This window comes from Neobacillus sp. YIM B06451 (genome assembly GCF_032667185.1).
In the GTDB taxonomy this organism is placed as follows: Bacteria; Bacillota; Bacilli; order Bacillales; family Cytobacillaceae; genus Bacillus_D.
Map to the genome: position 1 here is coordinate 174922 of NZ_JAVFKJ010000007.1, position 25341 is coordinate 200262.

A 25341-nucleotide genomic window follows, 5' to 3' on the forward strand; every position below is an offset into this window, starting at 1 on the left:
TTCACTATTCTTTCCCAAGCTTCAATTCCTTTACCATTTGCAGGCATTCACCAACAACATCGTCTTTCATTATAAAGCTGTATTCTTCCCCAAACCGGAGTTCCTCAAGATTGCCGCCGACCAATTCAGGCCCGGAGGTTTCAAAATACGTTTCCCGGACTTTCACATCGCCTGCTGTCCCAAAGAAAACAGCTTTAACAAAAGTGACGTCGGGACTGGTTACCCGGTATTCCGCAATCCAATGCAGTTCTTCGAGTATCGCACCCGTTTCCTCAAGAACTTCGCGGCGGGCTGCCTCCTCCAGCGTTTCGCCTTTTTCTACCTTGCCGCCAGGAAACTCAAGTCCACGCTTTCCGTGTTTCGTCAACAGCCACTTTCCCTTATGTAGGCAAATGGCGAGCACATGGCCCTGCTTTTCCGGAAAAGCATCACGGCAAAAAGATAGTTCGACTTTGTTCCCGTTTATATCTAAAAATTCCTTCATACACTACCTCGCTGATATGGGATGCTCCCATGATGATTACATTTTTATAGTAGCCCTTGATCACCTTGCTTTCAAATGAATAGCGAAAATTTTCGAATTATGGTTTTAGCGGCGAAGATAAGGCTAAATGAAAGGAAGGGAAAGGATTGGAAGGAGGAGTATCATTTTTTGCGAAAAATACTTGTCATTGGCAGCATTACCCTTCTCTTTTTGCTGGCCGCCTGCAGCGGGGATAACGGTGGGCAGGAAAAAGCAAAGTCCGATTCTTATAGTGTGGAACAGGTTATCGCCAAAGCGGATGCCGCATTTGAAAGCCTGAAAAGCCTTTCCGTCGATCTTGCAATAACCCAGTATATTGAGGAAGATGGAACGGGAATGAAGGGAAATCTTTTCTCTGAAATTCACACGGATATGATGACTGCTCCGGCAGCGTTTCACCAGACCTCTCACACGGAGAATTCCATTTCCGGCCTTTCCCACATGTCGGAGGCTTATTATACGAAGGAAGGCATGTTCTTGAATGATGGAAGCGAAGCCGGATGGATAAAGGTTTCTCCCGAGCAGTCAGCCCGGGCCGTAGCAGCATCCATGCAAATGAATCCCGCGGAAGAACTTCATAAGGCGGAAGGATTGCACGCCATCCTCTCAATGGTGGAAAACAGCGAGGAATATGTCGTCACTTTAAAGGCGGCGGGGGACAAACATAGGGAGGATTTGAAAAAATTCATAACGGCAAGCATGCCTGCGGAATATCAGCGAAATACATCGTTGCTTGAAAACCTGGACATTAAAGATTTCAATTATGAACTTGTTGTTAACAGAAGAAGCTTTTTCCCCTCCCGTTTTAGTGCAAAGGCCGAAATAGAGCTTTTCATCGCCGGCAGTTCTGTTACAATGGAACAGGAGATGAAAGGAAACTATTCCAACTTTAATAAAATCAGGGACATTTCGGTCCCAGAATCAATCCGTCAGCTAGCAGGCGATTAAAATTCAAGCCATTGGATTTTCGGACAGTATCCCCATTTCCTCTATATGTTTCTTTGCCTGCTCATCCCCTAAATCATGGATGGCCTGATAGATTTGTTTCAGCTTTTCATCTATAGCGTTGTTTTCCTTGTCATGGTGATACTCAATGAACGGAATGTGCGCCCTTATAAAGTTCTTCCATTCATTCGCATAATTCTCATTGAATAAGGAGCGCAGTTCAGTAATTTCTTCATCCGTTGCCTTTATTTTAAAATTCCAGGTTGAACTCGTTTCATCCCTGGAAATTTCACCGCTCTCGACAGCGATATAATATGTTTTTTTGTCCTGGTCCAATTCATAGGACCTCCTTCATACCGTAGTATGATTTGTTTCCCTCAAACTAGCTGCAATTATTCAACGGTGCGAAGATAGAACAGGAATACTTTTTTTAACAAAGGGTATTAAAATAATAGGGAAAAACTTTCTTCTTGTCTGGAGGTGAATGTTGTGAAATTGGTTGATGAGCTATATGAATTATACCGCAACAAGCTTACCGGGGATGAGGAAGATATAGATATGCTTGCATTCGCCTTTCTGGAGGAAATGACGCATGAAGACCTGCTGGCACTGATTCAGGATATGGATAAGCAGGAGCTGTATGACCTTATGGGGATTTATCTCATTGAGAGCCTTAAAGGAAAATTTGCCAAGGATGATTACGGGCAGCGCCCCGTAACCTTCTATCCTAGAAATATACATTAAAAAATACATAGGGGTTGGGAAAAGGGGAGCCTTCACACGAAGAAGTGGGCTCTTTTTTTCGCATATAAAAGGCTAGAAAAGCAACTTTCTGGCAATCCCTTTGGCTTTCCACTGCCCCTATGCTACAATGTAAGCGAGAAAGAAACAGCCGGCCGGCTAAATGGGAACGGGGGACGGAAATGAAAATTGTCATGATTTTCAGCATCATCATTTGTATTGCCGTTATTTGGCTGACTGTCATTGTGACAAATAAAGCCTATGCATTTAAACATTCAATTGATACGTCGGATTCGAAAGAAAAGAAGGATGCAAATAACAACACTAGAAACGTTGCCAACAGCTAAAAGGCTTCCCGGATACCTATGCCGGGAAGCCTTTTGTCTTTATAATTTTGTTAAATTCCTCAAATTCTATTAAAATCAGGCAAATACTTGCTTCAATTCTTCTTTGCTCTGTCCAAGCCAGAAGCGCATCAGCTTCTTCGCGCCTTCGAGGTCATGAAGTTTCGCCTGGCCGCACTGCTTCTCATTCGCAGCAGGTATTTCGGTAATTTCGACCGCATCCTTCATCGTATCATCAAGCAGGTCGATAATCTCCTCCACCGTTGGTTCACCGCTAACGACAAGATAGTAGCCTGTCTGGCAGCCCATCGGGGAAATGTCAATAATATCAAAATGATCATATTTATCGGCATGTTTACGGATGTTGAACGCAAGCAGATGTTCAAGTGTATGGATGGAGTCAGGCTTCATCGCCTGTTTATTCGGCTGGCAAAAACGGATATCATATTTATTCACAACTCCGTCGCTGCCGACTTTATGGACGCCGCAGTGGCGGACATAAGGGGCTTTAACGGCGTTATGGTCAAGTTCAAAGCTCTCAACTGAAGGCATTTACTTCACTCCTTTAAACATTCTTCCTATATCCTACCATAAATTCCGACTAATTTCATCTACTTTAACGAAATTCACTTTTTAGACGCTAAAACGCATTTATGGTACAGTGGTGAGAAAAGCGCAAGCGCCCGGTTTGCGCCGAATGGACTGGAGGGTCCCGATGGAGATAAAGTAAAACTTCCATCAGCGGTGTTTTTCCGCTGATGGTTAGTTGAACGAATCGGACCTTTAGGGACAGTTGCCCTTTAGGGCTTACTGTCCCTTAACGGTGGGATAAAGGAAACACGATGAGCAAAAGCGAATCGATGTTGACTTATCGTAGCGAGGGGACCGAAGTACACTAGGCGCTGGGCGTTGGAGCTAGACAGAAAAAAGCAAAAAAAGGAGAAATCATTATGCTGCAGAAGCTTTTCATCGGGATCATCCGTTTTTACCAAATAGCTATTTCTCCTTTAAAACCGCCAACGTGCAGGTTTTATCCGACCTGTTCCACATACGGGCTGGAAGCGGTCCGCCGTTTCGGGGCGCTCAAGGGCGGTTGGCTTGCGGCAAAAAGGATTGCCAAATGCCACCCACTCCACCCTGGAGGAATCGATCCTGTACCGGAAGAGTGGCCGGGAAGGAAAAAAGCGCGCTAAAACTCCATTTCAGGACCCGCTAATCAGTACCCGCTAACCACAAGGTCCAGCTTTCCCGTTTCCGGGTTGATGACAAGGCCATGGACAGGAACATCATTCGGCATAAGCGGATGGTTTTTGATCATATCCACACTGTGTTTTACGCTATCCGTTACATTGTCAAAGCCGTGCAGCCACTGGTTGATGTTGATACCGGAATAATTGAGTTGATCGAGCGTCTCTTGTGCCACGCCCCTATCCTTCATGGACTCAATGACCGGTTCCGGTTTCATCCCGCTCATTCCGCAATCATGATGGCCAATCACCATCACTTCCTCGGCTTGGAGCTGATAAACAGCGACAAGGATGCTGCGCATAATACTTCCAAAAGGATGGGCAATCAAAGCACCGGCATTTTTAATTAATTTCACATCTCCATTGCTGAGATTCATCGCTTTTGGCAAAAGTTCCAAAAGCCTCGTGTCCATGCATGTTAGAATAACCATCTTCTTATTCGGGAATTTAGTCGTCTGATATTTTTCATATTCCCTTTTGTCTACGAAGGTTTTATTGTATTCTAAAATTTCATTCAGCATTTCCATTATATTCACGCCTCTTTGGTTTAGATTTACAGCGGCTTATTTACCGCAAAAAGTTCCTTTTTATAGAATACCGGAATTTATAAAGAAAAAACAATTTTTAATGCTTGCGTTCCGTTTTGATATTGTGTATGATAAATCAGTCAACAAATCGGAATCATTACGTATTATTTTTTTGGGATTTAAATCGGAATGAATACGATTTAAGAGGAGGAACAATCAATGAAGAAAAAGACAATAGCGCTCTTTATCCTACTTGCCGGTATGCTGCTCTCTGCATGCGGCGGCAATACTGGGCAGACGCCGGAACAAAAGGATAAAAAAGAAACGCTTACCGTATACACAACCGTTTACCCCCTTCAATATTTTACAGAAAGAATTGGCGGAAAGCATGTGGAGGTTCATTCCATTTATCCTCCAGGTGCGGACGAACATTCCTTTGAGCCGTCCCAAAAGGATATGATTTCTCTCGCTGAATCCGACCTGTTTATTTATATTGGCCTTGGCCTTGAGGGCTTTGTGGAAAAAGCAAAAGAAAGCCTGAAAAACGAGCAAGTCAAGATTGTGGCTGCGGCTAATAATCTCGAGCCTAAAGAGAGCCATGATACGGAAGAAGAAGACGGGGATCATGGCCATGAGGAAGAATCCGGACACCTTGATCATGGGCATGGAGGAATCGACCCGCATGTTTGGCTTGATCCTATTTATGCAAAATCACTAGCGGCCGAGATTACAAAAGCATTGTCTGAAGAGCAGCCGGAGAACGAGGCTGTATTCGAAAAAAACTATCATGAACTTGTTACCGACCTTGAGGAGCTGGACCAGAAGTTCAAGGACACTGCTGCTAACGCGAAACATAAAGAAATCATTGTCTCCCATGCCGCATTTGGCTATTGGGAATCCAGGTATGGGATCAAACAAGTTTCCATAGCTGGCATGTCAACGACAAGCGAGCCGACCCAAAAAGATATGGAGAGGATTATCTCAACTGTAAAGAAGGCTGGCATCAAATACATCCTTGTTGAGCAGAACATATCTTCCAAGCTTGCAAAAGCAGTCCAGGCCGAGACAGGCGCGAAAATCACACAGGTCCATAACCTGGCCACTCGAACAGAGAAAAACATTAAAGACAAAGAGACATATTTTTCATTAATGGAAAAAAACATCGAAACACTGAAAAAAGCGATGAATTAAGCTTTGTTCCCCATGAAATCATCCGTTGCCCCACCGGCAAACGGATGTTTTTTTTATAAAAATCCGCTCAATTCCGAACAAATGCAGTCTAAAACATGGCCGCCTCGTCAACACTGTTGCTATGTATTTTTGAAAGGAAGAGTGGAATGAGCGATTTACTCATAGCCCGGTCCCTGTTCGGAACGACAATGGGCTTTCATATTATCCATGCGACAATCGGGGTCGGCCTGCCGCTGATGATTCTAGCCGCTGAGCTGCTGTATCAGAAAACGAAGAATATAGAATGGGTGGTCATGGCAAAGCGTTGGACAAAAGCCTTTGCAGTCCTGTTGGGGGTGGGAATCCCGACCGGAACAATCGCAGGGATGCAGCTATCACTTTTGTGGCCGGGCTTTATGGAAGTAATTGGCCGTGTCATGGCGCTGCCTTTTCAGATCGAGATCTACGCTTTCTTCGTTGAAGCCCTGTTCATGTCCATTTATGTTTACGCGGCGGAGAGGATTAAGCCGTGGATGAGAATAGTGAGCCTGATACTTGTTGCACTCGGCGGTTTGGCTTCCGCCGTGCTGATTACAAACGTCCATGCTTTCCAGGGAACGCCTGCTGGGTTTGATATTGTTAACGGTGAAATTGTCAATGTAAACCCATGGGAAGCTTTCTTCAATCCAAGCTTTTTTGTCACCGCAACCCACGTGGCTGTCTCCGCGTATGTCGTCGGCGCTTTCGTTGTTGCGATGGTCGCCGCCTATAAAATGCTTCGCACGGAACGCGGGACAAAGATTTACCGTTTCCACCAAAAGGCGTTAACCTTATCGCTTGTCATTGGCGGTATCTTTTCGCTACTTACAGCCGTAAACGGGCATGAATCAGCCCAAATGCTCCACAAATACCAGCCCGAGAAACTGGCAGCCGCTGAAGGGTTGTTTCAGACACAGTCGCACGCACCGCTTGCAATTGGGGGGATAACCGATCGGGAAAGCGAATCTGTAAAATACGGAATTGAAATTCCCTGGGCGCTAAGCTTTCTGGCCGGTAATCGTTTCGATACGGTCGTAAAGGGATTGAATGAGTGGCCCGAAAGCGAGTGGCCGCCTCTTTTCACCCATACCCTCTTTAACGGAATGGTCTTTATTGGCACCTTCCTCATTCTCGCCTCCGCACTGGGGCTTTTTTGGAGATTTTTTTTAAAAAAGAGGAATTACCCGAAATGGCAGTTGTGGTTTTTTGTCGCTTCAGGGCCGCTTTCCATCCTGGCGATTGAGTTCGGCTGGATATTCGCCTGTACAGGCCGGCAGCCTTGGAATATTTACCGAATGCTCTCAACCGCTGAATCTGTCACAACGCAGACAAACCTCGGGCCGATTTTCATTTCTTTTATCATCGTGTACATCATTCTCGCGGCGGCGGCGATTTTTGTCCTTCTTCACTATTTTAAAAAGAATCCTGTCCAGAAGGATCTCGACCGCGCTACAGGCGGGAACGGACAGCTCTTTAGTTCGAATACATAGGAGGTGCCAAGTTGGTTGATGCCTATATCGCAATCGCAATTTTATGGGGATTTGTTTTCATTTATGCCGTAATGGCCACCATGGACTTTGGCGCGGGCTTTTGGTCAATGGTTTATATCAACAGGAAAAATACGTCCGCCACGACTATTGCCAATCGTTATCTATCTCCGACCTGGGAGGTTACGAATACATTCATTGTCGCACTCGTTATAGCTGTTTACAGCCTGTTTCCGAGGGGCGCCTATACATTGGGGACCGTGTTGCTGATTCCTGGAAGCATAATCCTAATCCTGCTCACTCTAAGGAGCGCATTCCTCGTCTTTTCGAATATTGCAGAGGAATACAGGAAGCCCCTGACATATGTTTCGGGCATTTGCGGTTTTTTAATACCAGGTCTGTTAATTAGCGTTCTCCCGATTACCCACGGCCAATATATTGATACTATTGACGGACGGCAGACACTGAATCTGGCCAGGCTATTTACGAGCCCGAATGAATATGCCTTCTTTGGTTTCGCTATCAGTTCAACGCTGTTTCTTTCTTCGCTGCTGCTTGCGGATTATTCCAAGGTCTCGCACGAACACCATGCCTATCGGATTTACAGGCGGGACGCCCTTATTCTCGGACCTGTTTCGATAGTGATGGCCCTCGCAATCATGATTACATTAAAACGGGAAGTGGGCTGGCTATATGAGCGGATGATGGACTATCTTCCGCTTCTCTATCTTTCGTTGGGGCTTTTCCTGCTCGGCGGCCTGGCCCTTTTCCTTCCGTCCAATCGGGATAACCGGCGAATGGTCGGCATGCCCCGCCTTGCGGTGATTGCGATAACGGCGCAGTACCTCGTGGCGAGCTATGTATATGGGAGAGCACACCTCCCCTATCTTGTTTATCCTGATGTGACCATCCATTCCGCATTTACCGATCCCAATTCGTTCAGGGCGGTTTTTGCCACATACATCGTCGGCTTTGCCATTCTGTTTCCGGGGTTTGCCTATTTTTGGAGCCTGTTCATGCATGACAAAAAATATCTTCGACAACAACAAAAAAATAACGCGGATTAATGGAAATGGCCGCTTTTTTTGCCATGGATGTTTTGTCAGAGCATTTCAGAAACTATACTCGTATCCCATCCCACTTCCAAGGAGTGATACGAATGGCAAAAGATGTGTTGTGCGAAGTAAACAATTGCACGTTTTGGGAACATGGCAATAAATGCGGCGCCGATCAAATTTATGTTGTAAGCAATACTGGCGAAACAGCGGATACTAGCCATGAAACCGACTGCAAGACTTTCCAGCCTCATGGCCATTAGTTTTTAGCAGGCAAAAAGCCGGTTCCTTTTGGGACCGGCTTTTAAGTGTTTATCTTTTAAGTGAGGAATTCTCAATTTTTAACCGTCAATCAATTCGGCAAGCCGTTCATACATGGAATCGCGGTCCTTTTCCAACTTTTCCTTTAAGATGAACAGTTCCTGCAGCCTCTCAAGTTTAGTCTCTGTTTCCAATTCAGATTCAAGGATGGACAGCTCTTGTTCCGACTTCTCCAATCTAGCTTCTAATTCTTCTATTTTTTTCGTGCTGCTTTTCATCACCTGCTTATTTTCTTCTGGCTTTGCCGGTTTGGGTGCCACGATTTCCTTCGGGGGATCCACCACCCGTTCCTTAAATTCTTCCAGCTTCATTTTCGCCCATGTATAGCCACCTTCAAAAGAATTAAGCTTTCTGTTATAAAGCCAATATGTCTTATTGAAGAGTTTATTTAGAAAGTACCGGTCATGCGATACGGCAAGAATCGTGCCTTTGAAGTCCTCGAGGGCATCCTCAAGCACTTCCCTCGAGTCGATGTCAAGGTGGTTTGTCGGCTCATCCAGCACAAGGAAATTAATATCCTGATGCATTAATTGAGCCAGGCGAAGCCTCATTTTTTCGCCGCCGCTCAGCTGCCCGACCGCCCGAAATACAGCCGGTCCATAAAATAAAAATTTCGCGAGTATATGCCTCGCTTCCCCCTCAGGAACATGAACCTCATCCCGGAAAGTGTCAATCAGCCTCCGCTTCGGCTCCGCGGGGGAATAATGCTGTGAAAGGTAGCCAATTTTGACATTGCTCCCAACCTTCAACTTACCTGAATCAGCCTCGACCTCATTCAACAGCATCCGGATAATGGTCGATTTTCCGGCGCCATTCGGTCCGACAATGGCTGTCCGGTCAAGGTATTGGACAAGCATGCTGGCCTCTTCGAATAACGTTTTTCCTCCAAATGATTTTGTGACCGCCTCCATGGAAAACACGTCTTTCCCGCTCCTGTCGGTTTTCTCAAAATCAAGGTCCATTTGCTTACGTTCAAGTATAGGGCGCTTTACCTTTTCCATTCTTTCGAGCGCCCGTTCCATATTCCTGGCCCTTTTATGAAGCCCTTCGTTCGGAGGGTTTGCCTGGTTTGCCCATTCCCTTAGCCGTTTTATCGCTTCTTTCATTTTCTTTATTTTCTTTTGCTGTTCTTGATACGCATGGAATTCCTGCAATAGCCTTTCCTCTTTTTCTTTTACAAAACCGGAGTAATTGGTGTGGTAAATCGTCAACTCTCCGTCCTCAAGATCAAAAACCTTGGAAACAACGTTATCAAGGAAGTACCGGTCATGCGATATGCAGACAATGGTGCCGCCATATTCCGCTAAATAGCCCTCAAGCCACTCAACAGCCAAGATATCAAGATGATTCGTTGGTTCATCCAGGAGCAGCAGGTCTGGCTTTTGAAGGAGGACAAGGCCAAGGCAAATCTTCGTCTGTTCACCACCGCTCAATTGCATAAAAGGCTCCTTGAGAAGCTCTTCAATCCCAAGCCCTTTTGCAACCCTGGAAATATCCGCTTCCATCTCATAACCGCCGGAGAGTGCAAATTCATCCTGCAGGCGGCCATACTCAGCCAGATCATAGGCAAGCTTCCCTTCATCCGTAGTCGCGGCCAATTTCGCTTCGAGCTCCCTGAGCCGATAAGCTATTTTTATAAGGCCCGAAAAAGCGGTTTGAAGAACATCAAGCCCAGTTGTTCCCGATGGGTAGCGTGGGATTTGCGCCAAATACCCAATCCTTGCACCTTTTTTAAAATGAATCTGTCCATTATCGATTGTCTCTTCGTTTGCAAGCAGCTTGAAAATCGTCGTCTTTCCGGATCCATTCCGCCCTACAAGGCCAATCCTGTCCTTTTCCTTAATTTCAAAAGATAAATTTTCAAAAATACTATTTCCGCCGAACATTTTGGAAATTTGCTGGGCACTGCATATAATCATTTTTCCTCTTCCTTTCAAACATAAGGTTGCGGCAAGAGGCAATATAAAAAAGCCATGAAGGGGATCATCCTCCATGGCTATCGATAGGTAAACCCATTTACCGCCAGCTTTTTTCCCGTACGATTGGATTCATACCAATCGTTTTGTGGGTCATTTGCATGGCAGGGTAAATTCTGGCTTTCGCGACACCAAAAAAAGAGCATTCTGCTCTCTTTTGCCGCCGATTATATCGAACTGGAATTGAGACCTCTTACCGTTCTGTTTCATATTCAATTGCTAAATGAGGGCACACCTGTCCCGTCAAAAGCAATTTCATGAAAAATTGCACGGCAAATATAAATAAATCCTAAAAATTCGCCTTGCAATCCTACAGAACGTTCCATCTCAATTCCACCTCCTTTAGTAATAAGTTCCTTTATTATATGATGTTGAAAAAAAATCCGCAACTTTTAAGTTGGCAATTTTCAGAATCATTATTGCTTGGAGTCAAAAACGAAATGCCATGCTCCTGATTGTTGTTTGCTCAAGGCGGGTTCGATTTACTTCAAAACCTATCCCAGGGCCCTTGGGAACGGTGATCCAGCCGTTCTCCACGGAAACTTCCGGCTTAATGATGTCTTCCTCCCAAAATCGGGAGGACGATGAAATATCGCCTGGAATTGTAAACCCTGGCAGCGAGGCAAGCGCTATATTATGCGCTCTCGACACCCCAAATTCAATCATGCCCCCGCACCACACTGGGATTCCTCTGTCCCTGCAGAAATCATGGATGCGGATTGCTTCCGACAACCCGCCAACTTTTCCTACTTTAACGGAAATGATTCGGCAGCTTCCGAGCTCAGCAGCCAGTACTGCATCTTCATAGGAGTTGATGCTTTCATCAAGGCATATGGGGGTGGCAAGCTTCTTCTGCAGCTTTGCATGCTCAAGGAAATCATTATGGGCAAGGGGCTGCTCAATCATCAGCAGGCCAAGTTCATCGAGCGCCTTCAGCCTGTCTGCATCGTTCAGCGTATAGGCTGAATTGGCATCGGCCATAATCGGCAAATCTGGAAAAGCATTGCGTATCCTTGAAAGGAGCCGATAATCATTGGCAGGGCTAATCTTCACCTTAATCCGCTGATAGCCTTCCTCCACATACATGGCTGTTTGCTCAAGCGCCTCAGCTTCATCTTTTGAGGCAACGACGACGCCTGATGGAATCTTGTCCGCCTCACCGCCGATAAGCTTTGCTAGCGATACGTGTTTTTGTTTCGCATACAAGTCCCAGAGCGCCAGTTCAATTGCCGATTTCGCCATATGGTTTCGGCGGATGGCACCAAATAAAGTTGATACATCCTTAGGATGGGAAACCAGATTCTTTTTTAAAAGAGGAATGAGAAATTCCGTTACTACATGCCAGCTTGTGCCTATTGTTTCCTCTGTATACCAAGGGGACGAGAAAGCGACCCCTTCCCCGAAGCCACTATTGCCATCCGTATCAACCGCCTCCACAATTAAGCTTTCCCTTTCCGTCACTGTCCCAAGGTGAGTGTGGAAAGGCTGCTTCAAAGGCGTAGAAATAAGGCTCACATTTATGGCAGTTAGGTTCATTGTTCCCGCTCTCCAATCAAATCCGGAAGTTTCCTGCGCAAAAGTTTGTTTGATGCATTTCGCGGTAGTTCGGAAGCAAAGTAGAAATCCCTCGGCACCTTATACTTTGCGAGCCGTTCAATGCAAAACTGGCGGAGCGAGTCCACTGATGGCGCTTGCTCCCCTTTTGGAACGATAAACGCGGCCGGTGCCTGGCCCCATTTGCTGTCAGGCACTCCTGCAACACCAGCATCCTTAACGTCAGGATGGGATAGGAGGACGCTTTCGATTTCCGCGGGGTAGATGTTTTCCCCTCCGGATATAATCAGATCAGTGCGCCGGTCAAGAACATAAAGGAATCCTTCTTCGTCGATGCGTCCGATGTCCCCTGTATGCAGCCAGCCATTGATGATTTTTTCAGCTGTTTCTTTCGGCTTGTTCAGATAGCCTGGCGTGACGTTCGGGCCTTTTAAAAGAATTTCTCCCGCTTCTCCGTTTTCGGCCTCATCTCCATCAGGCAATTGAATTTTCAACGAAACTGGTAATAGCGGTTTGCCCGCCGACCCCAATTTAGCCAGGCTGTATTCTGGAGAAAGGGTTACGGATTGCGAAGCGGTTTCCGTCATTCCGTAAGTTTGGTAGACCGGAATACTTTTTTCCCGACATGCTTCCAGTAACGGCAGTGGGGCTGGCCCCCCTCCTAATAGCATGCAGCGGAAGGTTTCAGGAAGCCTCCCTTCCCCAAGCTCATCCACAATTCTCGCCAATGTTGTCCCAACTACTGACATGATTGTAACTTTTTTATCTACAATATCTACAATTGACTTTTTCGCATCAAAATGGCTGTGCAACACTATGTGCATTCCATATATGGCGCTTCTCATTAAAATTGAATAACCGCTAATATGAAAAACCGGAACTGAGCATAGCCAAGTGTCGTCCAGTGAAAGGCCAAGGTTCAAGGCAGATCCTGCCGCGCTCCAAAAGTGGTTTCCATACGTTTGCAAAACGCCTTTCGGATTTCCGGTCGTTCCCGAGGTATACATGACTGTACAGATTGCATCCAAAGATACTTCTTCTTCAATTGCAAATTCAGCAGCCTCAACGCCATCCAGTTCCTCGAGTGGAAACATTTTTATTTGTGGGATTGTTGAACAAGCGTCAGAGGCAAGCTCTTTAAACGATGCTTCATAAATGAGGAAATCGGCTTTTGCATCGTTCAGCTGAAAAGAAAGCTCTGCCCCAGATAAACGGTTGTTCAACATGACAGCCGTTGCTCCCAGTAGCTGCAGGGCATAGAGGAAAACAACTGAATTTAGGCTATTTTTTACGAGTACTCCAGTAAAACTGCCCTTCTTCACTCCGATGGCCGCCAGTTCACCCGCTGTCTTAAAGCTTCTTTCGTAAAGCTCTTTAAAGGTAAGCTGCTCATCAAGATAGCTGATAGCTGGCCGGTCAGGTGTTAAGAAAGCCCGTTTTTGCAAAAAATTCGGCATTGTTTGTGCCATGATTTCACCTACTATAGTAAAACAGCCTGATGGGATTCCCATCAAGCTGCAGATTGTGTTCATTTAAAATATAAGTCCGGCATGTCTCGGGTTTATGGAAACCTCGGGAACTGGCCGAAGTCAGGCTTGCGCTTCTCTTTAAAGGAATCGCGGCCTTCTTTCGCCTCATCGGTTGTGTAATAAAGAAGTGTTGCATCCCCCGCGAATTGCTGGAGGCCTGCAAGACCGTCTGTATCCGCGTTCATCGCGGCTTTCAGGAAGCGAATCGCAGTCGGGCTCTTTTCAAGGATTTCTTCACACCATTTGATTGTTTCTTCCTCAACTTTATCAAGCGGCACGACTGTGTTTACAAGGCCCATGTCAAGCGCTTCTTGGGCATTGTACTGGCGGCATAGATACCAAATCTCGCGAGCTTTCTTATGTCCGACAATCCTCGCAAGATAACCAGAGCCATATCCCGCGTCAAAGCTGCCGACTTTCGGGCCGGTCTGTCCAAAAATAGCGTTGTCAGCTGCAATTGTCAGATCGCAAACAACCTGGAGTACATTTCCGCCTCCAATTGAATAGCCTTTTACCATTGCGATGACTGGTTTTGGAATAACACGAATTAACCGTTGAAGGTCAAGGACGTTCAGGCGCGGAATTTCATCATCCCCTACATAACCGCCGTGGCCACGGACCTTTTGGTCACCGCCGGAACAGAACGCCTTATCTCCGGCACCTGTCAGGATTATAACCCCAATATTTGAATCATCCCTTGCATAAGCAAAAGCATCGATCATTTCCATAACCGTTTTCGGTGTAAATGCATTGTGCACATGGGGACGATTAATGGTGATTTTGGCAATGCCATTATAAGTTTCATAAAGAATTTCATCGTAATTACGTTCTGCAACCCATTCTACTGTCAAAAAGAAAACCTCCTTTATGTATGTGTCAAAAACCCACTAACTATTGTACCAAACTTTTCCGGATTCTCCACATGAATTGCATGGCCCGCACCCTCGACAATAACAACTTTTGACGATTTGATGTACTCCGACATTCTGCCTGCAATCCCGCAGAACTTCTCGTCAAGCTCCCCCGCCAAAAGGAGTACCTCAGGTTCAAGTTCAGATAGCCTGTCCCAATAGGATGGCTGGGCCCCGGTTCCCATCCCGATTAGAGAATTGGCGAGCCCATCAGGCGAATTTTCCAAACGCTGCTTGCGTACAGCTTCTTTTACCGGACCGGGCATGGCCTGAAGCGATTTGAAAAGAGGGATGTTCTCCCAATAATCGACAAAAGGCCCGATTCCACGCTCTTTTATAAAATTGGCCAGTTCATGGTCTTTCATGCGCCGGGCATGCCGCTCCTCTTCGCTATCGAGTCCTGGCGATGCGCTTTCAAGAATTAGCTTACCAACCCGTTCTGGATAGGTTAACGCAAAAGACAAGGCGAGGCGCCCTCCCATTGAATAGCCGAGCACATCCGCCTTTTCAATTTCGAGCACGTCAAGGATTTCCTTTATGGCGCAAGCCGCCGACTCGATGCTGAAAGAGCCGGGACCGCATTCCACAACCGTTTTTCCGTGTCCGGGCAGGTCAGGGCAAATCATGAAGGAATGGCGTCCAAGCGTCTCGCAAAAAGGCAGCCATGTTCCGCTGCTTCCTGTAAACCCGTGCAAGAGTAAAAGCGGCGTACCCTTCCCGCACATGTCCACATGGAAGGTTTCTCCTTTAAGATTTATGTTCATTCTTCCCCTGCTCCAAGCCTACCTATTTCCCGGGAAACCGCTGCCCATAATCTTCTATGGTCTGCGGCGTTTTCTGTCCTATCCGTCACAACCTCTATAACCTTCAAGCCTGGCTTGTTTTTCGCCGACAAGACCGCATCCCTGTAGGAAGGCCAGTCATGTACGCGGGTAAAGTTTCCTCCATACATGTTAACAACATGGGAAAAATCAAGGTCCAGGGGGGTACCGAAGAGGCGCTCAAAATTCCTCGCCTGCCCTGCCTGCGGAAGGAACGAGAAGATTCCGCCTCCATTGTTATTGATCACAATGACAGTCATATCAAGGTTATACAATTTGGCTGGCAAAAGGCCGTTCAAATCGTGGTAAAACGTCAAGTCGCCAAGCACCAGATACATTGGGCCTCCGTAAAGCGACGCCCCGAGAGCCGTGGAGACAACCCCATCGATTCCATTCGCTCCCCTGTTTGCCATTACATTGATTTTTTTATCATTCAGCCAGAAAAAGCTGTCAAGGTCGCGGATCGGCATGCTGTTTCCGACAAAAAGCGATGAACCTTCAGGAAGCAGTTCTGGAAGCTCCCGGTAAATAAGGCTCTCATTCATCTCGTCCCTATCCATGCCTGCATCCATTGCTTCTTTTGCGATAGTATTCAGTCTTAGCCACTTTCTGGCAAAATTGGCCGTCTGCTTTTTTGTAATAAAAGAAAGGAGTCCCTCACAAAAGAGAGCTTCGTCACAAAAAACCATTTCCGTGGAAAGGGCATGCGGATCGAGCCAACCGCCTCCGCCATCAACAACAAATTGCCTGGCGTCACGGTTTTCTTTTAGGAAAATCGTCAGTGCCTTTGATACCGGCATCGCGCCAAAACGAATTACCACATCCGGCTTAAGCTGCTGTTTCGCATCCTCGAAACGAAGGAATGAATCATAGGCGTCGACAATCCACTTTCCTGAATTGCTCCCGCTCCTAAGCTGGGAGAGCGGGTCGGCAAGGACAGGGTATCCCAGTGCTTCCGCAAGCTGTTCAATCTTTTCGGAAAAAGCGCCATTGTCCATCTGGCCGCACACAATTATCCCTTTTTTATACATGCCCAGTTCCGCGGCAATCCTTTTCAACCCTTCCTGATCCAAAGAGCGTTGTCCCTGCGTGACCGAAACAAATCCTTCCGCCCTTTCGGCAAGTTCAAAAAGCCGCTCATTTTCAAGTTCGGGGATTAACGGTTCACGGAACGGAAAATTCAGGTGGACCGGGCCTGCCGGTGCCTGAAGCGCGACAGACGCCGCGCGCCCGCAAACCATCCTCGTATAGCGCAGCATGTCCAAAGACTCCTCGGGCAATGCCATTTCAGTAAACCATTTTACATGCTTCCCATACAAATCGATTTGGTCGATCGCCTGCGGCGCGCCGACATCCCTCAGTTCGTGGGGCCTGTCCGCCGTCAGTACAAGAAGAGGCACGCGTGAATAACGGGCCTCAACAATCGCAGGGAAATAGTTGGCGGCGGCTGTACCGGACGTACATAACAGCACCGCGGGCCTTCCACTCGACTTGGCAATCCCGAGCGCGAAAAAAGCCGCCGAGCGTTCATCAACATGGACATGCAAATTCAATCCCGGGTGCTCGGCCATGACCATCGCCATTGGCGTCGAGCGGGATCCCGGGCTTACAACCACATCTTTTATTCCGGTATGGACAAGCTCCGCCACAAAAGCGGCGATATAAGCTGTCAATGCACTTTGATGGCTCATTCCTTTATTCCTCCAAGAGCTGAAAGCATCGGCCTGAATTTCAGCCTGGTTTCAAGATATTCACTTTCCGCGTCTGAATTCACGACTACTCCGCAGCCGGCAAATAGTGACGCTTCCTTTCCCTGGATGAGGCCCGAACGGATTGCAACCGCAAATTCCCCGTTGCCTGCGTAATCCATCCAGCCAATCGGCGCCGCGTAAAAACCCCGGTCCAACGTTTCCAGTTCACGGATTTTCTCAACCGCCGCTTCTTTTGGGAGTCCCCCGAGCGCCGGCGTTGGATGAAGCTTTTCAACCATATCAAGAAGGCTCGCCGAATCCTTGGCAATTCCTTCAACGGGTGTAAACAAGTGTTGGATATCGCGGACCTTCATCAATTGCGGCCGGTCCGGAATATCTACCCGTTCACACGTCTCTTCCATCGCATCCCGAATCATGTCGACCACATATTGATGTTCCTCGAGATTTTTTTCATCGGACAACAACAAGTTGCCGAGAAGGGTATCTTCTTCCGCATTTTTACCGCGCGGTATCGACCCCGCAAGGCAGGCGGACCTTACCGTATGGCCGCGTTTCTTTATCAGCCGCTCGGGTGAGGCACCGATGAAGCTGTCCCCGCCGGATTCAAACGAAAAAATAAAGCTTGTCTTTTGTTCCTGCTCCAGCTTCCTTAGGATAGGGCCGCTTTCAACCTCTTTATTGAAATGAAGGCGCAGCTCCCTTGCAAGGACAACTTTCTTAAGAGGGCCTTCCTGAAGCTGTTTTACTGCTTCCGTAACAGTCTCTTTCCACTCGCCTGCCCCAATTTCTTCAATTTCATCGAGATGCGGTACCTCCACGTTTGTAGGTGCAGCGAAATTCCTGAGCAAAGATTCCCTTTCGCGCGCTACCTTGTTGAACAGCGAGACGCCGTCATGCTTCGTACAAACGACATTCGTTGTCAAAAATGCTGCCCCGCCGGCTACGGTCACCATAAACCGTGGAATGTGAAAAAGGGCGTCAGGGTATTTGGACCAAAGCGTTGTTTTCTGCTTTAGCGGATCGAAGGAAAAGCCGCCAAACATGACAGGGCCAAGGCCAGCCTGTTTAAAAGGATTTACGACGATCCCGCCCTGGATAAGCTCGTTCCAACTGCGTCCAATATATGAAAACCGGCCATTACCAAGATCGGAGCTTAATTGCGCGGCAATGCCCAGCCCGGCAATGGAAAACCCGCCATCCGGGTCCCTCCAGTAAAATCGCTCGCCAAAAAAATCCGTTCTGCCGCTATCAAAAAAAGAAAGGGCTTCAAGCGTGCCAACCTTTTGCACTTCGCTTACAAGGAATGGCCTGCCTTGCTCCCTTGCTTTTTCAATACCAAGAAGGATTGCTTCTTTCAATTCCGTTTCATGAATGGTAACCACAAAATTCCCTCCAACACAGCATCCAAAGCTGTTATCCATTCAACTTAAACCCCATTTAGGATATACTCTGTCCGCTGGAGTGTCAATAACACTTGTCACAACCAACCGGTTCCATTCCTTATTATAACGCATTCTACGGCAAAGCTCGACAAACGCCACCTGCAAACCGTTGGAAATTTCCATTCCCCGCCAAAGGCAACCCGTTTCCCTTTTTATCCCGCTCTCAACATGACAAAACTTCACCTTTTAACAACAAAAACATATATTTCACGGCAGCAGGAACCCCACTTGAATGTTTCCATTTGCCAGGAAAAAGTGATTGACAGGCTCCTGGCAATTCCATACACTAAAGATTGGTGGTTTTTTTAGTAAGTTTAATAGAATACAAATCTGAATAAAGCATAAGGGAGTGTTCTTCATGCAGCCACACGTACAGTCCGGCACCCCCCATATTCCCGAATCGAACCAAGGATTCCGTGCCTGGTGGCAACTGACAAGGCCGCATACACTGACAGCGGCATTCGTACCGGTATTCCTCGGTACCGCGCTTGCGCTCCAAGAAGGAAAAATTCATTTCGGGCTCTTTTTTGCCATGCTGATCGCCTGCCTGCTCATCCAGGCGGCTACAAATATGTTCAACGAATACTATGATTTCAAACGGGGCCTCGACACAGAGCATTCCGTCGGCATAGGAGGCGCCATCGTCCGCGATGGCATCAAGCCAAAGACTGTCATGCAGCTTGCATTGGTCCTTTATGGCCTCTCCGTCCTTCTCGGCATCTATATTTGCATGGAAACGAGCTGGTGGATTGCAGTTATCGGCAGTGTTTCGATGCTCATGGGCTATCTGTATACAGGAGGCCCATACCCGATTGCATACACCCCGTTTGGCGAACTGTTTGCCGGCTTCTTCATGGGCTGCCTAATCATCCTGATCTCATTCTTTATCCAAACAGGATATGTAACGGCGACCAGCGTCTTCGTTTCCATTCCGGTCTCCATCCTGGTCGGCGCCATTTTGCTCGCCAACAACATCAGGGACCATGATGGCGACAAGGAATTCGGCAGGAAAACACTCGCAATCCTGCTTGGCAGGGAAAACGCGATTCATTTCCTGGCAGCGATGTTCATCGCCGCTTACGCTCTCGTTATAATTATGATTGGGTTTGGCATAGCTTCCCCATGGGCGGCAATCGTCATCCTAAGCGCCCCGAAAGCCATAAATGCGATCAAAGGCTTCAAGGCAGGCAAAGTCCCAATCCAGATGATGCCAGCCATGAAATCGACTGCCCAGACAAACACCATATTCGGATTCCTTCTATCCATTGGCCTCTTCATCGGCCATTTCATCTAGCTTCCGCTTTGGCGGGAGCTTTTTATTTTATAAGATGCGCCCCAGTTGTAACCAATATCCTATATCTCGCCTCGCCCTTTGGCTTCTATGGTCTCAAGTCTATCACACACATCCCTCGATACACCTGTTGGCATTCGTACAAGGCCCTTTTCTTTTTTTGAAAAATTGGCCCACAAACCATGAAATCCTCCTCATCCCCCCAACCTTTGCACAATGTTTCGCTACACTGCGTAAGGGGAAGGAATTTAGTACAGAAAGGATAATTCGCAAGGAAACGGATGTGAATAAACTATGTTAACCACTAGTCAATTAAATTCATTGAAATATTTATTGAAGGACGAAGAAAAGGCCCTGGAGCAACAGCTGGAAATGAAGGACGGCTACGGGGATCGGGACAAGGATGAAACCGAAACGGTCGGGGAACTGTCTTCCTATGACAATCATCCCGCCGACCTCGGAACCGAGCTTTTTGAAAGGGAAAAGAACTTCGCCCTGGACGGCCACGCCGACTCACAGCTCGAAAAGGTTAAAGAAGCCCTCGCAGCAATAGAAGATGGCTCCTACGGCGTCTGCCGGGAATGCGGGAAAAACATCCCATACGAGCGTTTGGAGGCCGTACCTTCCGCCCTCTACTGTGTCGAACATACTCCTGAGCGGACAATCGCCAATGACAGGCCTGTTGAAGAGGATATCCTCGACCCATCGGTACCGAATTCCTTCAGAGGAAGAAGTGAAGGCGGAGTCATCGATACAAACGACTCCTTTGAAGAAGTAGCGCGCTACGGGACATCCGAGGGGCCCTCGGATCTTGTCGGGGATTACGATAGCTATGATGAGCTTTACAGAAACGGCATCAATGAAGAAGCTCCACCCGAGGACATTGAGGAATTTGTTTCAAACGATATGGAAGGCGGAAACCGGAAATACAATCCGAACAATGAAAAGTTGAAGGATTTGGAGAATTTGCTGGACAGGAAAGGCCTTGACTCACAGATGGGGGACCTCCATTTCCACCGAAAGGACAGCTATGTAGACGATAAAAAGAAATAAACAACAGAAACCAAAAAGCCAGCTCCATAAATTATGGAGCTGACTTTTTTTAGAAAACCATTAGGTTTTGGCGGTCCTTGCTGATTTCTTATAAAATCATAAGTGACTTCGCCGGCAATTTCGCATTTTCCACGTAAGAGCCCTTGCCAATGACGATAGGATTCGCCGGAGTTCCAATCAGAACAGTACCTGATTCAACCGTTACATCTTTATCAAGGATAACGGAATCCAGGACGCAGTTTTCGCCAATCTGGCATTTTTGCATAATCACACTGTTCCGGATAATGGAGCCTTTCCCGATTGTCCCTCCCCTTGAAATGATGCTATTTTCAATTTTCCCTTTCAGCTGGCAGCCATTGGCTATAAGGCTCCTTTTCACCGACGACTCCGGGTAATAACGGGATGGCGGCTCATCCTTCACTTTTGTAAAGATCGGCTGTGACCTTTTGAACAATGTATTCCACACACGTGTATCGAGCAGTTCCATGCTCGTTTTATAATACCCATGGATCGTTTCCACCCTTTTCGCATAGCCTTCATATTCATATCGGCACACGCTATAAGGGCTGGACAAATCCTCAAAAACATCTTTAATGCATGTATACCCGGTTTCGACCCTATTCTCAACCAAATCAATAAGAAGCGAAGTTTTAAGCAGATAAATATCAAGGGGCCGTCCGTGCTTATATACCTCTGTTAAATCGCATCCACTCTCTATATGCTTCTCCAATAGGCTTGTGAAGTCTGTATTGATGACGGTGAATGAATTAGAAATCAAGGCATACTCCTGAGAGCTCCTATAAAAGAAATCAAGATTTTCGGCATAATGCGAAAAGCAACCGATGCCCCACTCTCTATCGGCATCTGATGGAGAAGCCGGGAAAAGAAACAAACCGTCCCTCTTTCTATTCAAGTCCCAATTCTTTCCCGAACCAAGATGGTCCATTAATGATCTATAACCCGACTTTGGGAAAATTGCAACACTGCTGATTCCTGAATTCACCATGCTGGAAAGGACAAAGTCAATCAGGCGGTATCTACCGGCAAAAGGCAGAGCGGCAACCGGCCTGTGTGGCAGCAGTTCCTGCAGGTCTTCATGATAAGTGGCTGCATCGATTACTCCTAATAATTGTTTCTTCATTTCTGCCCCTCCTTCGATCAATTAAGTAGCTAAATATCTCTGTTTGATCATTTCCTCATTAACCAGTACAATCTCCCCGTTTTCCGGGCGAATCACCGTACCATCAGGAATTTCCATATCACAAGGGACAATCGCCCTTTCAATGAACGTGTTTTTGCCGATTTTGGAATCCGGCATGATGACAGAATCCTTGACGACGGCACCTTTTTCAATTGTGACCCCCTGGAAAACAACGGAGCGTTCAATATCACCCTCAACGGTACACCCTTCGTTGACCAGTGAATGCACAACCATTGCATCACCTGAAATAAACTGTGGCGGATGATTGGGATTTACTGAATAAATCTTCCACTCGTGATCAAACAAATCGAGCCCACAAGTATCATCAAGCAAATCCATATTGGCTTCCCAAAAGCTTTCGAGCGTCCCAACATCCTTCCAGTACCCGGAAAAAGGATAGGCGACAAGCCTCTTCCCCTCCTCAACCAGCCGAGGAATGACATCTTTTCCAAAATCATGGCTCGAGCCAGCATTTACGTAATCAGCTTCAAGGCTTTCTTTCAGCACATCCCAGTTAAATATATAAATCCCCATTGAGGCGAGATTACTTTTGGGAACATCCGGCTTTTCCTCGAATTCTTTGATTCTCATATCCGGGCCGGTATTCATAATGCCAAAACGGCTGGCATCCCCCCACGGCACCTCAATGACCGAAATCGTGGCATCGGCGCCTTTTTCAATGTGGTACTGGAGCATATGTTCATAATTCATCTTGTATATATGGTCGCCAGATAAAATTAGGACATACTCCGGATCATATTGCTTCAGGTAATTCAGGTTCTGGTAAACGGCGCAGGCTGTTCCCGTATACCACTTCACTTCAGAAGATTCGCTGAAAGGCGGCAGTACCGTTACCCCTCCATCCTTCCTGTCCAAATCCCACGCGCTTCCAATTCCAATGTATGAATTCAACACCATCGGCTGATATTGGGTCAGAACCCCGACAGTATCAATGCCTGAATTCGCGCAATTGCTTAAAGTGAAATCAATGATTCTGTACTTCCCACCAAATGGAACTGCGGGCTTAGCGATACTCCTTGTCAACATTTTCAGCCTGCTGCCCTGCCCCCCCGCCAACAGCATAGCCACGCATCTTTTCTTTGCCACTTTGGCTGCTCCTCTCTTTTCCGGGCAAAAACAAAAGCCCTTGCGAAGAATGAAAACCATCCCATCGAGGCCTTTTCTGAATTACCCGGCAATTTTCTGGAAAGATTGGAACCCCTTTGCTCTCCCATTAAAGCCCTTATTTAGGTAAAAACAAAATAGCTTTAACTGCCATTGTCCATACTTTCAAAAGGAGTCGCATGCCCACTGCATGCTTTTCACATTGAAATCCCTTTGAAATGGATATTCTGTTTTTTAACAATAATTCTCTTTAACTGCCTTAATACCTTGACAAAAATTCCTCGTTTTTTAGACAAAAAATTGGTGAATCTTCCATCAGTACTGGAAATTCCACCCTATTCTTCCGTACCTGACAATTTTTCCTTCATAAAAAGATAAAAACCCGCCCGTAAACTTGTAAAAATGATGGCAGGAAAGTGAATGATCACCAAAGGCAAAAGTTATGTAAATTTGCCAACTATAGTGGAAAAAGGAGAACAACTAGGGATACGCGAAAAGAGTGAAAAAATTTTTCAGTCTATTTTAAAGTATTCTTTCTAATACCCTATTTTTTCAAAAGAATAACCTGTTTTCTTAAAAAAAGTTTTAAAATTTTTCTGAAACTTTTGAGGAGGAATATTTTTATAAAAAAATCCACTTTTGAAATAGGGATAATGATAAAGAAGAGGTTGTTTGGAGCTAAGAGGAATCGTTCCTTAAAGGTCTTGAAATTTCATCGGTCGGAGTAGTTAAAGTAGATGATATAGCAGAGGTAGTTCTGACCTAAAAAAGTCCCCTCTTCGAAAGTGTTCTACTTCGCGGGGTTAGTTGGGTGGGATAAAGAAGAGAAATACAATGGGCTTATATATAGGAAGAGAAAAGAACATACGAAAAAGAGCAGCTGGCAATGTGCCTGCTGCTCTTTCTTGTTTTATGACCCCTACGGGATTCGAACCCGTGTTACCGCCGTGAAAGGGCGGTGTCTTAACCGCTTGACCAAGGGGCCATTTATGGCGGAGAAGGAGGGATTTGAACCCTCGCGCCGGTCACCCGACCTACGCCCTTAGCAGGGGCGCCTCTTCAGCCTCTTGAGTACTTCCCCATAATGGCTCCGCAGGTAGGACTCGAACCTACGACCGATCGGTTAACAGCCGATTGCTCTACCACTGAGCTACTGCGGAATAATAAGTCATAAATAAAAATATGATGGGCCTAAATGGACTCGAACCATCGACCTCACGCTTATCAGGCGTGCGCTCTAACCAGCTGAGCTATAGGCCCATATAATGGAGCGGGTGATGGGAATCGAACCCACGACATCAGCTTGGAAGGCTGGAGTTTTACCATTAAACTACACCCGCGTATGAAAATAAATGGGGCGATTGAGGGGAATCGAACCCCCGAGTGCCAGAGCCACAATCTGGTGCGTTAACCACTTCGCCACAACCGCCATTACCAAAAGCTTGATAATGGTGGCTCAGGACGGAATCGAACCGCCGACACAAGGATTTTCAGTCCTTTGCTCTACCGACTGAGCTACTGAGCCATAAAAAAATGGCGGTCTGGACGGGACTCGAACCCGCGACCTCCTGCGTGACAGGCAGGCATTCTAACCAACTGAACTACCAGACCATATTGCGGGGGCAGGATTTGAACCTGCGACCTTCGGGTTATGAGCCCGACGAGCTACCGAACTGCTCCACCCCGCGACGATAAAAAGATATTATGTTTCGCCATGCTCTATGTGAGCTGACTCTCCTACAACTCGCAGCTTGATTGATGCCACCCAGCGAGGATAAAAAATAAATGGCGGAGGAAGAGGGATTCGAACCCCCGCGCGGTTTAACCCGCCTGTCGGTTTTCAAGACCGATCCCTTCAGCCGGACTTGGGTATTCCTCCGTTTATTATAAAAATATCTGATGGACCTTGTAGGACTCGAACCTACGACCGGACGGTTATGAGCCGTCTGCTCTAACCAGCTGAGCTAAAGGTCCATATTATACAATCATTATAAGAATCCGGCTCCAGCTGTCTGGTCCAGCACAAAATTTTGGTAGCGGCGGAGGGGATCGAACCCCCGACCTTACGGGTATGAACCGTACGCTCTAGCCAGCTGAGCTACACCGCCAAAACTATATAAGTGATTTTATGAATGGTGGAGCCTAGCGGGATCGAACCGCTGACCTCCTGCGTGCAAAGCAGGCGCTCTCCCAGCTGAGCTAAGGCCCCTTATTTAAAGATGGTCGGGAAGACAGGATTCGAACCTGCGACCCCTTGGTCCCAAACCAAGTGCTCTACCAAGCTGAGCTACTTCCCGAAATCTATATGGCGCGCCCGAAAGGAGTCG

Annotated in this window: 24 protein-coding genes and 14 tRNA genes; 10 read left to right on the forward strand and 28 right to left on the reverse strand. The window is 46.9% G+C overall.

The annotated features are described in order from the left end of the window. Nucleotides 1-4: 4 nt before the first annotated feature. Nucleotides 5-484 carry an RNA deprotection pyrophosphohydrolase gene (gene ytkD, locus RB160_RS13970; protein WP_316571042.1) on the reverse strand — a complete coding sequence of 160 codons (480 nt, stop codon included), beginning with the start codon at nucleotides 482-484 and terminating at the stop codon, nucleotides 5-7. A 168-nt stretch (nucleotides 485-652) separates the two neighbouring features. Between ytkD and RB160_RS13975 the strand changes: the two genes are divergently transcribed. Then, entirely contained in the window at nucleotides 653-1471 is an 819-nt protein-coding gene (locus RB160_RS13975) for a DUF6612 family protein (protein WP_316571043.1), read from the forward strand. Nucleotides 1472-1474: 3 nt separating this feature from the next. On the opposite strand, the gene RB160_RS13980 is transcribed toward RB160_RS13975, so the two are convergent. Beyond that, nucleotides 1475-1804 carry a hydrolase gene (locus RB160_RS13980; protein WP_316571044.1) on the reverse strand — a complete coding sequence of 110 codons (330 nt, stop codon included), beginning with the start codon at nucleotides 1802-1804 and terminating at the stop codon, nucleotides 1475-1477. A 153-nt stretch (nucleotides 1805-1957) separates the two neighbouring features. Between RB160_RS13980 and RB160_RS13985 the strand changes: the two genes are divergently transcribed. Continuing rightward, nucleotides 1958-2212 carry a DUF6154 family protein gene (locus tag RB160_RS13985; protein WP_053367469.1) on the forward strand — a complete coding sequence of 85 codons (255 nt, stop codon included), beginning with the start codon at nucleotides 1958-1960 and terminating at the stop codon, nucleotides 2210-2212. 179 nt (nucleotides 2213-2391) lie between these two features. After that, nucleotides 2392-2556, forward strand: coding sequence for a YtzI protein (ytzI, locus tag RB160_RS13990; protein ID WP_316571045.1), 165 nt, complete (start codon nucleotides 2392-2394; stop codon nucleotides 2554-2556). 75 nt (nucleotides 2557-2631) lie between these two features. Here the strand turns inward: ytzI and RB160_RS13995 are convergent, their stop codons facing one another. Further along, the gene (locus RB160_RS13995) at nucleotides 2632-3105 is read right to left on the reverse strand and encodes an S-ribosylhomocysteine lyase (protein ID WP_316571046.1); all 474 of its coding nucleotides are present in this window, start codon (nucleotides 3103-3105) and stop codon (nucleotides 2632-2634) included. A gap of 398 nt (nucleotides 3106-3503) precedes the next feature. Here RB160_RS13995 and yidD point away from each other — a divergent pair, with 398 nt between their 5' ends. Further along, nucleotides 3504-3746: a membrane protein insertion efficiency factor YidD gene (gene yidD, locus RB160_RS14000; protein WP_316571047.1), complete on the forward strand. Its 243-nt coding sequence runs from the start codon at nucleotides 3504-3506 to the stop codon at nucleotides 3744-3746. A gap of 23 nt (nucleotides 3747-3769) precedes the next feature. Here the strand turns inward: yidD and RB160_RS14005 are convergent, their stop codons facing one another. After that, nucleotides 3770-4327 (reverse strand): beta-class carbonic anhydrase, encoded by a 558-nt coding sequence (locus RB160_RS14005; protein ID WP_316571048.1) that lies wholly within the window; start codon nucleotides 4325-4327, stop codon nucleotides 3770-3772. Nucleotides 4328-4546: 219 nt separating this feature from the next. Here RB160_RS14005 and RB160_RS14010 point away from each other — a divergent pair, with 219 nt between their 5' ends. The 4 genes from RB160_RS14010 (at nucleotide 4547) to RB160_RS14025 (ending at nucleotide 8341) form a co-directional block, all read left to right on the forward strand. Next, complete coding sequence (locus RB160_RS14010; RefSeq protein WP_316571049.1) at nucleotides 4547-5518, forward strand: metal ABC transporter solute-binding protein, Zn/Mn family; 972 nt, start codon at nucleotides 4547-4549, stop codon at nucleotides 5516-5518. A 146-nt stretch (nucleotides 5519-5664) separates the two neighbouring features. After that, on the forward strand, nucleotides 5665-7026 hold the full coding sequence (locus RB160_RS14015; RefSeq protein WP_316571050.1) for a cytochrome ubiquinol oxidase subunit I: 1362 nt from the start codon (nucleotides 5665-5667) through the stop codon (nucleotides 7024-7026). A gap of 11 nt (nucleotides 7027-7037) precedes the next feature. Next, nucleotides 7038-8090: a cytochrome d ubiquinol oxidase subunit II gene (locus RB160_RS14020; protein ID WP_316571051.1), complete on the forward strand. Its 1053-nt coding sequence runs from the start codon at nucleotides 7038-7040 to the stop codon at nucleotides 8088-8090. A gap of 92 nt (nucleotides 8091-8182) precedes the next feature. Continuing rightward, nucleotides 8183-8341 (forward strand): DUF1540 domain-containing protein, encoded by a 159-nt coding sequence (locus tag RB160_RS14025; protein WP_316571052.1) that lies wholly within the window; start codon nucleotides 8183-8185, stop codon nucleotides 8339-8341. A 78-nt stretch (nucleotides 8342-8419) separates the two neighbouring features. Here the strand turns inward: RB160_RS14025 and abc-f are convergent, their stop codons facing one another. The 8 genes from abc-f to RB160_RS14065 form a co-directional block, all read right to left on the reverse strand. Further along, nucleotides 8420-10318 (reverse strand): ribosomal protection-like ABC-F family protein, encoded by a 1899-nt coding sequence (gene abc-f / locus RB160_RS14030; protein ID WP_316571053.1) that lies wholly within the window; start codon nucleotides 10316-10318, stop codon nucleotides 8420-8422. Between the two features lie 269 nt (nucleotides 10319-10587). Beyond that, complete coding sequence (locus tag RB160_RS14035) at nucleotides 10588-10701, reverse strand: RAxF-45 family protein (RefSeq protein WP_316571054.1); 114 nt, start codon at nucleotides 10699-10701, stop codon at nucleotides 10588-10590. A gap of 103 nt (nucleotides 10702-10804) precedes the next feature. After that, nucleotides 10805-11911: an o-succinylbenzoate synthase gene (menC, locus tag RB160_RS14040; RefSeq protein WP_316571055.1), complete on the reverse strand. Its 1107-nt coding sequence runs from the start codon at nucleotides 11909-11911 to the stop codon at nucleotides 10805-10807. Further along, a complete protein-coding gene (locus RB160_RS14045; RefSeq protein ID WP_316571056.1) occupies nucleotides 11908-13398 on the reverse strand; it encodes an o-succinylbenzoate--CoA ligase in 1491 nt (496 codons plus the stop codon). The genes menC and RB160_RS14045 overlap by 4 nt, the downstream gene beginning before the upstream one ends. Nucleotides 13399-13490: 92 nt before the next feature. Next, complete coding sequence (menB, locus tag RB160_RS14050) at nucleotides 13491-14309, reverse strand: 1,4-dihydroxy-2-naphthoyl-CoA synthase (protein ID WP_316571057.1); 819 nt, start codon at nucleotides 14307-14309, stop codon at nucleotides 13491-13493. Nucleotides 14310-14323: 14 nt separating this feature from the next. Then, on the reverse strand, nucleotides 14324-15133 hold the full coding sequence (gene menH / locus RB160_RS14055) for a 2-succinyl-6-hydroxy-2,4-cyclohexadiene-1-carboxylate synthase (protein ID WP_316571058.1): 810 nt from the start codon (nucleotides 15131-15133) through the stop codon (nucleotides 14324-14326). Next, nucleotides 15130-16881 carry a 2-succinyl-5-enolpyruvyl-6-hydroxy-3-cyclohexene-1-carboxylic-acid synthase gene (gene menD / locus RB160_RS14060; RefSeq protein ID WP_316571059.1) on the reverse strand — a complete coding sequence of 584 codons (1752 nt, stop codon included), beginning with the start codon at nucleotides 16879-16881 and terminating at the stop codon, nucleotides 15130-15132. The genes menH and menD overlap by 4 nt, the downstream gene beginning before the upstream one ends. After that, nucleotides 16878-18284 carry an isochorismate synthase gene (locus RB160_RS14065; RefSeq protein WP_316571060.1) on the reverse strand — a complete coding sequence of 469 codons (1407 nt, stop codon included), beginning with the start codon at nucleotides 18282-18284 and terminating at the stop codon, nucleotides 16878-16880. The genes menD and RB160_RS14065 overlap by 4 nt, the downstream gene beginning before the upstream one ends. 418 nt (nucleotides 18285-18702) lie before the next feature. Here RB160_RS14065 and RB160_RS14070 point away from each other — a divergent pair, with 418 nt between their 5' ends. Both RB160_RS14070 and RB160_RS14075 read left to right on the forward strand, forming a co-directional pair. Continuing rightward, nucleotides 18703-19638 carry a 1,4-dihydroxy-2-naphthoate polyprenyltransferase gene (locus RB160_RS14070; RefSeq protein WP_316571061.1) on the forward strand — a complete coding sequence of 312 codons (936 nt, stop codon included), beginning with the start codon at nucleotides 18703-18705 and terminating at the stop codon, nucleotides 19636-19638. Nucleotides 19639-19929: 291 nt separating this feature from the next. After that, nucleotides 19930-20688 (forward strand): TraR/DksA C4-type zinc finger protein, encoded by a 759-nt coding sequence (locus RB160_RS14075; RefSeq protein WP_316571062.1) that lies wholly within the window; start codon nucleotides 19930-19932, stop codon nucleotides 20686-20688. Nucleotides 20689-20776: 88 nt separating this feature from the next. On the opposite strand, the gene RB160_RS14080 is transcribed toward RB160_RS14075, so the two are convergent. The 16 genes from RB160_RS14080 to RB160_RS14155 all read right to left on the reverse strand — a co-directional run bounded on the left by RB160_RS14080 (nucleotide 20777) and on the right by RB160_RS14155 (nucleotide 25311). Further along, nucleotides 20777-21829 (reverse strand): GlgC family sugar phosphate nucleotidyltransferase, encoded by a 1053-nt coding sequence (locus RB160_RS14080; RefSeq protein ID WP_316571063.1) that lies wholly within the window; start codon nucleotides 21827-21829, stop codon nucleotides 20777-20779. A gap of 21 nt (nucleotides 21830-21850) precedes the next feature. Beyond that, complete coding sequence (locus RB160_RS14085; protein WP_316571064.1) at nucleotides 21851-22996, reverse strand: glucose-1-phosphate adenylyltransferase; 1146 nt, start codon at nucleotides 22994-22996, stop codon at nucleotides 21851-21853. A gap of 931 nt (nucleotides 22997-23927) precedes the next feature. Further along, a tRNA-Glu gene (locus RB160_RS14090) sits at nucleotides 23928-23999 on the reverse strand. A 5-nt stretch (nucleotides 24000-24004) separates the two neighbouring features. Next, a tRNA-Ser gene (locus tag RB160_RS14095) sits at nucleotides 24005-24095 on the reverse strand. Between the two features lie 4 nt (nucleotides 24096-24099). Beyond that, nucleotides 24100-24174: transfer RNA gene (locus RB160_RS14100), tRNA-Asn, on the reverse strand. 26 nt (nucleotides 24175-24200) lie between these two features. Further along, nucleotides 24201-24274 (reverse strand) — tRNA-Ile (locus RB160_RS14105). Between the two features lie 6 nt (nucleotides 24275-24280). Then, nucleotides 24281-24354: transfer RNA gene (locus tag RB160_RS14110), tRNA-Gly, on the reverse strand. 13 nt (nucleotides 24355-24367) lie between these two features. Continuing rightward, nucleotides 24368-24443, reverse strand: a tRNA-His gene (locus tag RB160_RS14115). Between the two features lie 20 nt (nucleotides 24444-24463). Then, nucleotides 24464-24539 (reverse strand) — tRNA-Phe (locus tag RB160_RS14120). A 9-nt stretch (nucleotides 24540-24548) separates the two neighbouring features. Next, nucleotides 24549-24625 (reverse strand) — tRNA-Asp (locus RB160_RS14125). A 3-nt stretch (nucleotides 24626-24628) separates the two neighbouring features. After that, nucleotides 24629-24702, reverse strand: a tRNA-Met gene (locus RB160_RS14130). A gap of 98 nt (nucleotides 24703-24800) precedes the next feature. Then, nucleotides 24801-24893, reverse strand: a tRNA-Ser gene (locus RB160_RS14135). 21 nt (nucleotides 24894-24914) lie between these two features. Continuing rightward, a tRNA-Ile gene (locus tag RB160_RS14140) sits at nucleotides 24915-24988 on the reverse strand. 57 nt (nucleotides 24989-25045) lie between these two features. Then, nucleotides 25046-25122 (reverse strand) — tRNA-Met (locus RB160_RS14145). Nucleotides 25123-25147: 25 nt separating this feature from the next. Beyond that, a tRNA-Ala gene (locus RB160_RS14150) sits at nucleotides 25148-25223 on the reverse strand. Between the two features lie 11 nt (nucleotides 25224-25234). Next, nucleotides 25235-25311: transfer RNA gene (locus RB160_RS14155), tRNA-Pro, on the reverse strand. Nucleotides 25312-25341 lie beyond the last annotated feature (30 nt).